The sequence below is a fragment of the Paenibacillus jamilae genome (assembly GCF_050482105.1).
GTDB lineage: Bacteria > Bacillota > Bacilli > Paenibacillales > Paenibacillaceae > Paenibacillus > Paenibacillus jamilae_B.
Genome location: NZ_JBCNHI010000020.1, coordinates 488179 through 501271 on the forward strand (window position 1 = coordinate 488179; position 13093 = coordinate 501271).

General features: G+C 44.3%; 11 protein-coding genes. 7 read left to right on the top strand and 4 right to left on the bottom strand.

What is annotated here, in order from left to right:
- Positions 1–71 precede the first annotated feature (71 nt).
- The gene (gene fsa / locus ABEW32_RS21165; protein WP_040101606.1) at positions 72–719 is read right to left on the bottom strand and encodes a fructose-6-phosphate aldolase; all 648 of its coding nucleotides are present in this window, start codon (positions 717–719) and stop codon (positions 72–74) included.
- Between the two features lie 217 nt (positions 720–936).
- On the opposite strand from fsa, the gene ABEW32_RS21170 reads away from it, so the two are divergent.
- The gene (locus tag ABEW32_RS21170; protein WP_430191491.1) at positions 937–1614 is read left to right on the top strand and encodes a CBS domain-containing protein; all 678 of its coding nucleotides are present in this window, start codon (positions 937–939) and stop codon (positions 1612–1614) included.
- A 22-nt stretch (positions 1615–1636) separates the two neighbouring features.
- Positions 1637–2257 carry a TraX family protein gene (locus tag ABEW32_RS21175; protein ID WP_430191493.1) on the top strand — a complete coding sequence of 207 codons (621 nt, stop codon included), beginning with the start codon at positions 1637–1639 and terminating at the stop codon, positions 2255–2257.
- A gap of 88 nt (positions 2258–2345) precedes the next feature.
- Here the strand turns inward: ABEW32_RS21175 and ABEW32_RS21180 are convergent, their stop codons facing one another.
- The 3 genes from ABEW32_RS21180 to ABEW32_RS21190 form a co-directional block, all read right to left on the bottom strand.
- Complete coding sequence (locus ABEW32_RS21180; protein WP_430191495.1) at positions 2346–3344, bottom strand: polysaccharide deacetylase family protein; 999 nt, start codon at positions 3342–3344, stop codon at positions 2346–2348.
- A 118-nt stretch (positions 3345–3462) separates the two neighbouring features.
- Entirely contained in the window at positions 3463–7158 is a 3696-nt protein-coding gene (locus ABEW32_RS21185) for a non-ribosomal peptide synthetase family protein (RefSeq protein WP_430191497.1), read from the bottom strand.
- Between the two features lie 142 nt (positions 7159–7300).
- Positions 7301–9070, bottom strand: coding sequence for a methyl-accepting chemotaxis protein (locus ABEW32_RS21190; RefSeq protein ID WP_430191499.1), 1770 nt, complete (start codon positions 9068–9070; stop codon positions 7301–7303).
- Positions 9071–9538: 468 nt separating this feature from the next.
- Here ABEW32_RS21190 and ABEW32_RS21195 point away from each other — a divergent pair, with 468 nt between their 5' ends.
- The 5 genes from ABEW32_RS21195 (at position 9539) to ABEW32_RS21215 (ending at position 13093) form a co-directional block, all read left to right on the top strand.
- Positions 9539–10009 (top strand): GNAT family N-acetyltransferase, encoded by a 471-nt coding sequence (locus ABEW32_RS21195; protein WP_430191501.1) that lies wholly within the window; start codon positions 9539–9541, stop codon positions 10007–10009.
- Positions 10010–10069: 60 nt separating this feature from the next.
- Positions 10070–10738, top strand: coding sequence for a ribose-5-phosphate isomerase RpiA (gene rpiA, locus ABEW32_RS21200; RefSeq protein ID WP_430191503.1), 669 nt, complete (start codon positions 10070–10072; stop codon positions 10736–10738).
- Positions 10738–11187 (top strand): VanZ family protein, encoded by a 450-nt coding sequence (locus ABEW32_RS21205; RefSeq protein WP_430191505.1) that lies wholly within the window; start codon positions 10738–10740, stop codon positions 11185–11187. The genes rpiA and ABEW32_RS21205 overlap by 1 nt, the downstream gene beginning before the upstream one ends.
- Before the next feature lie 197 nt (positions 11188–11384).
- Complete coding sequence (locus ABEW32_RS21210; protein WP_430191507.1) at positions 11385–11846, top strand: MarR family winged helix-turn-helix transcriptional regulator; 462 nt, start codon at positions 11385–11387, stop codon at positions 11844–11846.
- 182 nt (positions 11847–12028) lie between these two features.
- Positions 12029–13093 carry a cobalamin B12-binding domain-containing protein gene (locus tag ABEW32_RS21215; RefSeq protein ID WP_430191509.1) on the top strand — a complete coding sequence of 355 codons (1065 nt, stop codon included), beginning with the start codon at positions 12029–12031 and terminating at the stop codon, positions 13091–13093.

The window sequence follows — 13093 nt, forward strand, 5'->3', positions numbered from 1 at the left end:
AAGAGCAAAAAAACAGCCCGCAAAAAACGGGCTGTTCGGGTTTTAACATATAGTTTGCCATGACTGGCGAATTAAGCTTTAGGTACGGTTTCCCAATCCTTAAGAAAGCGTTCGATACCACTGTCTGTCAGTGGGTGTTTCCACAGCGAAGGAAGCAGGGAACCTGGAATGGTCGCGATATGTGCCCCAGACAGAGCAGCATCTTCTACATGCTTAATGTTGCGGATGGAGGCGGCGATGATTTCGGATTTCAGACCATGAATGTCCAAAATTTGTCTCAGATCACGAATCAGCTTCATACCGTCTACAGCAATATCATCCAGACGTCCTACGAACGGGCTGATAAAAGTAGCACCAGCTTTGGCGGCCATCAAACCTTGAGCTGCGGAGAAAATCAGTGTTACATTCGTTTTGATTCCGTTCTTGGTCAGCTCGTTACAAGCGTACAAACCATCCTCGGTCATAGGAAGCTTGATCACCACGTTAGGTGCCCACTTTGCGATGTCATAAGCTTCTGTGAGCATATCTTCAGCCTTAAGACCAATCACCTCGGCGCTTACGGGACCTTCAACGATACTGCAAATCTCCTGAATGACTTCCTTGAACACTCGGCCTTCCTTAGCGATCAGGGAAGGGTTCGTTGTTACACCATCAACTAGACCCAAACGTTCAATACGTTTGATTTCCTCAATGTTACCAGTATCCAAGAAAAATTTCATTTGATTTTCCTCCTCAGGTTTATATAGTACATAATACATATCATATGGTGTACATTAGCTTATTTAAATGTAGCATATTGCACACGTTAAACTTATAATTAGTATGTATTACATTTTTAATTGTGACACATTTTAAATTTGAAAACAAGCGGTCTTTGATTAAAATTTGATGAATTGTCGAAACATGCTGAAATTAACCGAGTTGTGATCAGCTATAATGTATACTACCCCATTTTATAAGGAGGTAATCATTATTCAACTGTCAGAAAGACAGCGGGAAATTGTAGATATTGTCCAGCGTCTGGCGCCTGTTACAGGGGATAAAATTGCTGAAGAACTGGGGCTATCGCGGCCGACTTTGCGTTCTGACCTTGCTTTGCTCGTTATGCTAGGGCTAGTAGATGCCAAACCGAAGGTAGGCTATTTGCCAGGGCGTTATCCAAAATATGATAGCCATATTGGCGGTATGCTCAAAAAGCTGACTGTGGCAGATATCCTTAGTGATCCGATTTTGATTTCAGGTGATGCTACCGCCTATGATGCGGTGTTGATGCTGTTTCAGCAAAATACAGGCACGCTGATGGTCACAGGGGAGGAGCAGGAGCTCATCGGAATTGTTACCCGTAAGGATCTGCTGAAGGTTATGCTGGGACATACCGATCTTCACACTGTGCCGGTGACCATGGCCATGACTCGCCGGGCCCAAATGACGACGCTTGCTCCAGGGGATTCTTTACTGGAAGCAATTTCGAAACTGATTCGACATCAGGTGAATTGTCTTCCTGTTTTGGACGAGCAATGTACCTCCGCGGTTCCAATTAAGGGGTTAATCGGACGGGTTACGAAAACAGATATCATGAATGCCATTCTGAGCTTGACGGAAGAAAAGACGTAAAACATGAATAAGGGGGCCTTATATGTACTGGTTGGCCATGCTGACGATGCTGATTGACCATGTCGGACTCGTGTTTTTTCCGACAGATCCGGCTTGGAGAATTGCCGGCAGGCTTGCTTTTCCCATCTACGCGTACGCGCTCTATCTGGGATATACCCGTACCCGAAATATCCGGAGCTACATGCTTCGACTGCTTGGGCTGGCCCTGATCTCCCAGGTGCCCTATATGCTGGCATTTGATGTGTACAGACCCAATGTGATCTGGACGCTACTGGTGTCGTTGCTTGCGCTGGCTGCTGCATCTCGCATGAAGCATTGGGTGTCTGTGTCGGCTCTGTACGGCCTCACAGCTCTGTTCATGGAGCTCAGCCAGATGGATTACGGAGCCTATGGTCTGCTGCTTGTTCTCATTTATCAATACACCCGTTCATATATGATAATTGCTGCTCATTTTGTTTTGAATGTTGTGTATGATATGGTACACCATGCGAATATCCAGCACTTTAGTCTGTTGTCGAGCATTCTAATCGTATGCTTTGCCACAGGGGAAAGTGGATTTGATGGTCGGGTGCCGCGTTGGTTGTGGCGCAGCTTTTATCCGGTACATTTGGCTGTTATTGCACTAATTCGCATCTGGCCCTGAACTCGAATTCATACAACAAAGGAACCTTTACAATCCTGACATAAAATGATTGTAAAGGTTCCTTTTATTTTTAAATCAACAATGGTATTCAAGATGCCTCATTGGGACCTTGGGCAAAAGGAAGTGGGCGAGTGGGAGCCCCTTCTTTCATATATTGCACCAATACTTCCGGAATATTGTGTATTCCTCCTGCATTGACGCGGTAGCCGTTTGTTTGACCTGGCGAGTTAATTCCACGTTTCACCGTGAACGTAACGTCAATTCCCAAGGAGCGGCAGATTTCCAGCGTCTCCTTGGTATATCCACCATAAGGGAAGGCCAGTACATTCTGATCATTGTGTAAATGTTTGAACAGCTTCTTATCAGCCATGTCCAAATCGGAATAAACCCGTTGTTTGAACTCTTCCTCGGTTTCCATTCGCCCCAGCTTTTTCGAATACACCGGACCCATCAAAAGCGGCTTTTGTTTGGTGCGCTTTGTATTTGAGTATCCATACGCATGCTGGTCATTGGTATGATTGTAAAAATCAATGCCCTCTGCATGCATCTGATGAATTTGATCCCATGTCAGCTTTGGTATACCAATATGTTTAGGGTTGCTGATTGTAGATGTAATGAGAAAATTGGTGGCTGGAACATGATATTTCTTCAACACGGGGAAAGTGTCCGTGTAAAAGGATTCATAACCATCGTCGAATGTCATAAGAACCGCATTATCCGGAACTTTGGCTTTATGTAAAATGAAATCAGTATACTCTTTCATTGTGATCCATTGGAAGCCATTTGCTTTCATTTCGTCCAATTGTCTCGTTAAATTACTAAGCTTGAGAGCACCGGGATCAGGTGGAGTCTTGGTTACCTCATGATACATCAGGACAATTACTTTGTTTTGGTAATATACCTTATCTGGCGTAGGCGTGAGTGAGAATAAATGGCGTACCAGTCGATCTGCATTAGCAGTGCGTGTACGATGAGTTCCTTTGACTATAGGTGTGTGATATATGTTACGTGCTTCATATACCAAAATCCCTAGCATAGCTATCAAGCTTATAATTAGCAATGTTCTTTTTAAAAAAGTGTGTTTCATTGAATGACATCCCCCGCATGCAAAAAATTCTGAAAGTATAGAGGTTTATACTAAATATGAAACTAGCAAAATCTAGTCTATCATACCGAAAACACGCGGGGGAAATATCACAACTTTGTTACCTCTGTGTTGCTTGTGCAGATACCGAAGATGAGGCCGGGAAGTAACCGATCTCGACTGCATGCTGGATCATATTGCGAATAAACTCCAGATTGGTCACCGGACACTGTACGCCAGCTTGTTCCAGCAGAGCTGTAGTTACAGAGCAGCCGTATCGGTAAGCCGAATCTTTGGCTCCATCGCCTTCGAGTTGTCCCATAGCAAGGTGAAGTGCATCTTCCTGAATGCCAGAAGACGGGTTCAGCAGCCAAGCGCTATAATCGTCAAAAGGCAGGGTTTCTACTGCGTAACCGAGCTGGTTTACCATTGCGATCAGTTCATCATATGGCAATGGGTTCGGATTACAAATATGGAAAATACGGTTCGCACTTTTTTGCTTGACAGACAGTTCTACGATCGCACGGCTGGCGTAATCAATCGGTGTGAAATCTGTATGCCAATCGGCTTGTGGCGCTTTGCCCAGCAGCAGCATTGCCTTCATCATACGATAATAAGCGTTGCTGTCGATATTACGCTGGAAGCGACCGTTGGCCGAGTGGGCTGTCAAATTTCCTGCGCGATAGATCGAGACAGGCGTACCTGCTTGAGCTGCCTTGAACAATAGCTTCTCTGCCGCGAGCTTGCTGTTCGTGTACAGGTTGTCCACGTTCAGCTCATCTGGGAAGGCAGAGAGCTCCAATGCTGATTCCCATTTTCCTTCGTTTGCAAGATCCTCCGGTATTCCCATAGTGGAGACATGATGGAAGGAGACTCCAGGTTTGGCTTGGGCGATTCTCAGCAGTTCCAATGTTCCTGTCACATTCGTGCGATCGAAGGCTGCCGAATCACCAAAATGACGCACGTCAGCAGCGCTGTGAATGATGCCGTCGATTTGGTGCTCCAGCATATGACGATCGACAGAAGAGAGACCCAGATCAGCTTGCTCTAGATCCCCATAGACAGCCTTCACCCGTCCTTCCATCAAGCTGGAGACATCTTGACCAAAATATCCTGTCAATACGGATTCAATACGCTCCATGCCGGATGGACCGCTCTGAGAAGGGCGCACCATCGCGTATACTTTGGCTTCTGTCCGTTGAAGCAGGTCATACAAAATGTGTGAACCCAGATATCCTGTGGCTCCAGTCAACAAAACCACGCGCAAGTCGCGGATTTCAGCTAAATCTGAAGCACCAGGCAACTCAATAGGATGTTCATTTAAATCTGTTTTTTCTTGAGAAATCGCGCGTGTCTTGCGCTGCGGCGCTTGTTCTGCACCCAATTGCTCTACGTATTCAGCGAGCTCACGAACGGTCTTGTAACGGAAAAAGTCCCCTATACGGAGCGCGCCATAACGCGGCTTCAGAATAGCCAGCACATGAATGACACGGAGCGAATCGCCTCCGATCAGGAAGAAATCATCAGTTGCGCCAATGTTATGTTTACCAAGCACTTGTGTCCATGCTTCGGCAATGAGTGTTTCAGTTCCTTCGCGGAGAGGTTCCCCGCCGGATGTAAGATCAGACACTTCAGGAAGTGGGCGCAGAGCCAACTTTTTACGATCGATCTTGCCAGTTGGAGAAATAGGCATGGCTTCCAGATGAACGACATGAGTCGGTACAAAATAGGAAGGCAGCTTATCTCCAATATAAGACTGAATAACGTCCTGTGGAATGGACTGTCCGTCCGAAGTAGTGAAATAGCCAACTAACATGTTCTGATCTGTATGATCCTTAACAGCGACAACAGCTACGTCCTGAACGTCTGGATGTTTGGAGAAATGGTCTTCAATTTCTCCTATTTCAATCCGGTTTCCCCGAATTTTAAGCTGCGAATCCTTCCGGCTTACGTATTCAATCGTACCGTCTGGCAGCAGCTTGGCAATATCACCTGAGCGGTACATTTTTTCACCTGGGACAAAAGGATTGTCCACGAATGATTGGGCTGTACGCTCTGGCTGATGGAGATAGCCATGGGCCAACGCAGGCGTAGCAATGCATACTTCGCCTGGAATATTGACAGGGCAGAGCTTGTTATCGTCGTTAACGATATACACTTTGTAATTGTAAATCGGCTTGCCGATCGGGATATTAACGACATGCTCAGGTACGGCACCACGGACCCGATGAGTCGTGGTCGCTACGGTGCATTCAGTTGGTCCGTATACATTTACGATATCTGTATCTGTACCAAATTTGCTTTGGAACGCTCGAACTTGTGAGCCATATAGCGCTTCGCCTGCCACAGTAACAATTCGAACATTTGCGAGCTTGCGATAGCCTTCGTCTGACAGGTACGTAGATAGCTGATTAAAGAATACGGTTGGCAAAATGGTAATAATCGTCGTGCCCGTACGTTCGATGGCTTCAGCGAATTCTTCCACAGATACGCGCTCTTCGGAAGACAGTAGGTACAATTTTGCACCGTAAAACAAGGCACCAATTGTATCCCACACCGAAGCATCGAAGCTATAGGTGGCGAATTGAGTCAATACATCCTGAGGTGTAATGTCACAATCGCGTTGCACGACAGCTCCTAGGTTAACGACACCGCGGTGAGCGATCAGGGCACCTTTCGGTTTGCCTGTAGAACCGGAAGTATAGATGACATAAGCCAGATCATCAGGACTTACATCAACGTTTGGGTTGCTTGCTGCATAACCTGCCAGTGCTCCATCAATAGCTAATATTTCTTTTACCGTTTCAATGGACCCGCATAGCTCCGCCGCTTGTTGGGTGAGTGCAGAAGTTGTTAAGACAAAAGGAGAACGCGTGTCCTCGACAATGTAGCTGCTCCGATCTGCGGGATGAGCGGGATCAACAGGAACGTACACGCCCCCAGCTTTCAGGATGCCGAGTAGGGAAATAACAGTCTCCAAGCTTCGTTCCATGAAGATGGTCACGAATTCACCTTTGGTGAGACCTTTGGATAACAAGACACGTGCGACTTGATTAGCACGCTCATTCAATTCACGGTACGTATACTCCCCAGTATGGGAGGCGATAGCTGGACGATCCGGGTATTGGGAAGCCGCTTCTTCAAACATTCCGTGAATCGTCTGATGCTCAGGATATTTCACGACAGTATTATTTAAAGCTGCATGAGCAGCGCGATCCGCGTCCGATAATATGTCAATAGAATTCACAAGCGCATGGCTGTTGTTGAGCGCGCCACGTAGAAGGGTTACAAAGTATTCTGCATATCGGACAACCGTTGTTTCCAGCAAAAGTGACTGATCATATCGTATTTGTATTTGATAAGTGCCGTTGCTCTCATTGACAGCCCAGTCCATAATACGGGATTCTACGTCGCTGTCTGTAGGTAGTGTAGTCGAAAATGAACTATCGGCTTGCGGCTCTGCCAGGAATGCATTAGGCTCAAGAAGCATCCCTTGAAATAAACTTGCCAGTTCATGAAAAGTCGTTTCCTTTTCGACTGTCAATGATGCTGTAAGCAGACCGGACTGAGGCACAAAAGTAGAAAAAGAAACCTCTTCCTCTGCGGATAAGCGATATAACCATGCAGTATATGCTGATAAGAGCACTGCTTGTTTGTTTTCGGCAGCTGTTTGCTGACTCAGTTGTTCCGAGATGGACGCTTCTAACTCTACTTGATAAGTAGAGGATGTATGCTTGCGCTGTATACGTGCAAAATCCAAGGGAACTAGGAATGGGGATGGAGTTGTCTGTGTGCTGTTTTGTAGTAATGATGCCATTACGCTAACCTCCTGAATGTTTGGGTATCTAAATGATATGGAAATTTAGTAAATGCCTCCGATCCCTTCAAATGGATGAACAGGAGGGAGGCATTACTGAAAGACTTACTTATGAAATAAGTACGAAATCGATAAATGGTTATTATGATTTGGTACGGTTTGTGTCTGCAATTTTGAAATAAGAAGTAATTTCTTGAAGCTCTTCAGACATGGTCGTCAACTTATGGGAGGACTCAATGATAGAATCCAAAGAAGCTTTTTGATCCTCTACCGTTTGCGCAATGTGAACACTGTTATTGGCTGTTTTGGTTACGGTGGAGGAAAGATCGTCTGCTGTCGCGGTCATTTCCTGTGTCCCGGCAGATATTTGCTCCGTAGCACTGGATACTTCTTGAATTTGCCATGCTAGATTTTTAGTTGCCTGAAGAATATCATTGAACAACTCGCCTGCTTGTCCGGCAACGACGATACCATTTTGCACTTCAACGTTCCCTTGCTCCATTGAATTCACAGCTTGTCCGATTTCACTTTGAATTTCTTCAATTAGAGACGTAATTTGTTTAGTTGCCTCCGCAGATTGTTCTGCGAGCTTGCGGACTTCATTGGCCACAACAGCAAAGCCTTTACCTTCTTCGCCGACACGTGCAGCTTCAATAGAAGCGTTTAGGGCAAGCAGGTTCGTTTGACTAGAAATACCTGAAATGGTGCTAATGATATTGCCAATTTCCTGTGACCGGCTGTCCAGCAACTTGATGATACGGGAAGTATTCGTTACTGAATCGGTAATCAAATGCATTTGGGATGCTACCTTATTCACAATCTCGTTACCTTCATTAGAACGCTTCTCTACCGAATTGGCTTCTTCCGCCACATTGGAAGAACTGGTGGCAATATTTTGGATGACCGTTGCCATTTCAGCCATAGCTCGTGCACTATCGCCTGTCGCTTTTTCCTGTGAGCGGATATTATCTGTAATTTCACCGATGTTTTGGTTGATAATATTAGAATTAATTCCGTTTTGCTCACAGATTGCGAGTAATTCCTTTGCAGATTCATTGACTTCATCAGTTGTCTGCTTCACTTTGGTCATAATGCTGTTAATATGGCTTACCATATCGTTAAAATTCTGATTCACGAGCCCCAAATCATCCTGGCCAGCCTGAATTTGCACATCCAGATTCCCTCTGCTAACTTCACTGATACCGTACATCAGTTGCTTAATCGGGGACAGTGTGCGTTTCACTACCCAATATTGAAGCGCCAGGCAGATAAGTAGGAAAATTACCAAAATAGTAGCGCCACTAATGAGCAGCTTGGTCAATCCGGCAGGTACTGCACCAGCATCAGCATCGACAGCAAAATAAGCAAAGATCTTGCCACTAGGATCTTTGATCGGAGTCATCAAAGTCGTCCATGTACCAAAAGAGTCATCGTAGAAGCTGGTGAATGTAGGTTTGCCGGAGTCCAGCATGCTAGCTACACCTACAGCCACGACATTGGGTTGCTCGTACATCGCGCCGACACCCATCTTATCTTTTTCAAATGATTCTCTCAGATCTGTTGGCATGGCAACAATGGATGTCTGATTGCCATTCTCCAGCTCTGTTCCGAAAATATAAGCATGAGAGATATTCGGGTTCGTCGCCATGATGTTATCAAGATAGGTACGGAGCTTGGTTTGAATGGGTCCATCATAATTTTTTTCTTGAACCGCTTGGGATACTTCATCGGAATTAATGCCTTGCGCCCACTTCAATGTGATTTTTTCCACTTGCCCATGCAATTGGTCAATCAAAATCGTACGTTGGATCAAATAGCTAGACACAATAAGGACTAGCCCGATCAATACGATATTGAAGAAGGATAATAATAAGTTTTTGGTGAAGAATGATAAGCTACTCCACTTTTTCAAAATGTTCCACTCCCTGGTAGTATTTTTTGTATATGGTATTGAACCGTTTATCGAATGAGATAATCAAGTCCCCCTTACAAACTTAATAAATAGAGATAATTGACCATTGATTTTCTTGCAATAGGTCTTAAGTCTTTTGCGGACAAGTAATATATCCCTATATATATGTCGTACGAAAAGCTCTTGAAATGAATACCAAACACAATAAAAAATTAATTTTTAATAGGTAAACGCTGTGTGTATTTCAGTATTTACCAATTTATACTTTCGCTTGGAATTCGAATTCATTTCAGGCCATAAGCAACTATTCAACAGAAACCATCATACTTTATAATAGAGTCAATTGCACTTATCAATTTGGGACATTTTTCATATTTTAAGCCGCAAATGCTTGATTTATCGCGGTTTTTGTGAATTGTTTGCGAAATGAGTCCATGTATCTATGCACAGAGAAGAGGAATGAGAAGAGTGTCCAAGCTCACGATTTTGAAAGTTGAGAGTGATCATACAGATCTGCATAATTTGATTCATAGGCTGGATGAAGACTTGCTGGAAAGATATCCTGCCGACCAAATTTACTTGGTTGATTTTTCCAAACCAAAAGTTAAAAGTATGGTTTTCGCTGTTGTGTATGTGGATGAAAAACCGGTTGCTTGCGGAGGGCTTAGGCCTATAGATGCGGAAGAGATGGAGCTTAAAAGATTTTATGTCGATTCCTCTTATCGCAGGCAAGGAATTGCAGTGAGCTTATTATCTTTTTTGGAAGAGGAAGCTAGGAAGCGGGGAGTTGTAAGGATTAAACTAGAGACTGGAGCGGCTCAACCTGAAGCGATTGCCTTTTATACTAACCAGGGATATGAACCTATTGAACGTTTTGGGGAGTATGAACATGATGAAAATAGTCTTTGTTATGGTAAAAAGCTGTCTCTGTCTTTATAAAGCGTTCTCATATAAAATAGAGGTTGATCAATACTAGCCTATATAGCGGGAGAGATGATAATGAATTTGAAGCAAAAAGCGGCTGAGAAAGCAGTTGAGGCAATTGAGGACGGTATGAAAGTAGGACTTGGTACAGGCTCAACAGCCTATTGGGCTATCCAAAAAATTGGAGAGCGTGTGGCACAAGGATTACATATACAGGCTGTAGCTACTTCCCAAGCCTCGGAGGATCAGGCCAGGGAGCTGGGAATTCCCATTATTCCGTTTGATCAGATTGGACGACTTGATGTTACCATTGACGGTGCGGATGAGGTGAATGAGCAGCTGGTATTGGTGAAAGGTGGAGGCGGGGCTCTGCTGAGAGAAAAAATTGTGGAAAGCAATAGCGACCGATTAATCATTATTGTGGATGAGTCCAAGGATGTAAAGGTGCTGGGCGCATTTCCTTTACCGGTCGAGGTGGTACCTTTTGCCAGTGAATGGACGATGGAGGCACTGCGGCAGACAGGCTGTAAAGCGGAATGGCGTATGAAAGACGGCGAGCGCTTCCTTACGGATAACGGTAATTATATTGCCGATTGTCGCTACGGTACGATCGAGAACCCGCAGGAGCTGGAAATTCGCTTGAATCAGATTCCAGGTGTAGTTGATAACGGGCTGTTCATTAATATGGCGGACCAAGTCATTATCGCACGAGCTAACGGACAGATCGATATCCGTAATAAGTAATGCCTGGTACCCGTCTGTTTTATAATATGGCATTTGTGTTATTGCTACTATATACAGGCCTTCTATTATATTGGATGTTTTTCGGTTTTGGTCGTACATTACAGCCAGGACCTCCGTATTCATATAATATAGTTCCATTTGACACAATCAGCCAGTACTTGCGGGCCATGCAGTCGTCCCCTTTTCGGGTATGGGGTGTTAATTTGCTTGGGAATATTGGTGTGTTCATTCCCTTCGGTATTCTTTTGCCGATCATTTGGGTATCTATGCGAAGGGTAGGCAGGCTGCTGTTAGTGGTGGTGGCCGCATTGGTCATTCTCGAAGTAACCCAAATGCTGCTGGGCGCAGGTACGATGGATGTGGATGACATCATACTGAATGTACTGGGAGTATTATGCGGACGTGTTGCCTACGTATTTTTACGTAAGAAATTAAGAATTGAATCATAATCGCCCTGCTCTCGATATCAGTATTTAATGACTGGTCGAGGGCAGGCTTTTTTACATAATGAACGGCAACTTTCGCATAATAGATGGTAATTCCTTCAATACAGACCGTAAAAGCAGGAAGGGAAGCGCTTAAACTTGACAAAAGTACGCAATTAAGATATCTTTGAATAAAGATATGAGTAACGGAGGCTGTTAATATGTCTGTAAAACCAGATGATCAGGACTTAGCGCTTAATTTGTTCGTTGTTCTGGCTCGTGCCTATAATTCGGTCACGTCTCGCACGAATCGGGACATTCATAGTCATGGATTAAATACAACTGAATTTGGTGTGCTTGACCTTTTGTATTATCGCGGACCGCAGCCTTTGCAGAAGATTGGAGAAAAGGTACTGATCTCCAGCGGGAATATTACGTATGTGGTGGATAAACTCCAGAAAAAAAACCTGCTTACCCGCCGTGCGTCACAAGATGATCGGCGTGTAATTTATGCGGAATTGACTGATGATGGTCGCCACTTTTTTGAGCAAATATTCCCGCAGCATCATCGTGTTATTATGGAGACTGTGGATGGCTTGTCCATGGAAGAGAAGGAGCAGGCTATTCATCTGCTAAAAAAGCTTGGACTAACAGCTGAGGGACAGAAGAGTAATGGATCGTAAATGCTGCATATTCTCTTTAAAATCAGCTTTGAGATAAAATACCGACTTTGCGGTATTTTATTTTTTTGTCTAATTTTGGGCAGTAGGCACGCAAATCAGGTATAATTGTCTAATAGTCTCGATCTGAGTCATCCCTAGAACCTGTTTCATATACAAATACCTTGTCGGGGAAGGAGCTGTACATGAGTATACAGCAATATACCGCGGGTGAGTCTCTATTGATGCAAGCAGGAGATTTGGCTGAACTAGTTACCAACAAACAATACGAATTACAGCCAGATCTTTGGGAGCGCTTTGGGGACAACGGTAAAGTAAAAACAAAACAGGACTCCATATATAGTTTGAACTATTTAGCTGAAAGTGTAATCGTGAACAGCCCTATTTTATTTACGTACTATGTTTCCTGGTTAAAGAGACTTCTAGAAGGTTTCGGCATAACCCAAGAAGACTTGATTATCAATTTCCAATTAATTCGGGAGACGTTGGTAGAGCACTTCTATCATTCGGATAAAGCAGTGGTGCTGGAGCATCTGGAATTAGGGATACAGCAAATCGGGATGAAGGAGGAATACGCCTCTTTTATTACAGATACCAATCCCTATGCTGCTGATGTGACTCAATATTTGGAATATTTACTCTCAGGTAATCGCAGACAGGCTTTGGATTGGATCGTTCATTTGCTTGATGAAGGTATGTCTATTCAACATACTTATAAATATATTTTTCAAATTTCGCAATATGAAATAGGTCGTCTGTGGCATGAAGGCAAAATCACCGTTGGTCAAGAACATTTTTGTACTGCCGCGACTCAGTTTATTATTTCCAGCCTGTATCCCAGATGGATAGGTACTGGAAATAAGGGACGCAGCCTCGTAGCAGCATGTGTAGGCAGTGAACAGCACGAAATAGGCCTGCGTATGCTGGCTGATATATTCGAGATGGATGGATGGGATACGTACTATTTAGGTGCTAATGTACCTGATCGGAGTCTGCTTCAGGCCATTGTGAGTTACAACGCAGATGTGGTGGCTATCTCAGCTACCATGGCTTACCATGTCCATCTGGTGAAAAAGTTGATTACTGTGATCCGTCAAAATACAATTACGAGTCATGTGAAAATTATGGTTGGTGGCTTGCCCTTTAATCTCGATTCACGCTTATGGCATGAAGTGGGGGCAGATGGATATGCACCAGGCGCGGAGGAAGCGCTCGAGGTAGCGGAGGACATACTTTCGCTTAAGAGATAA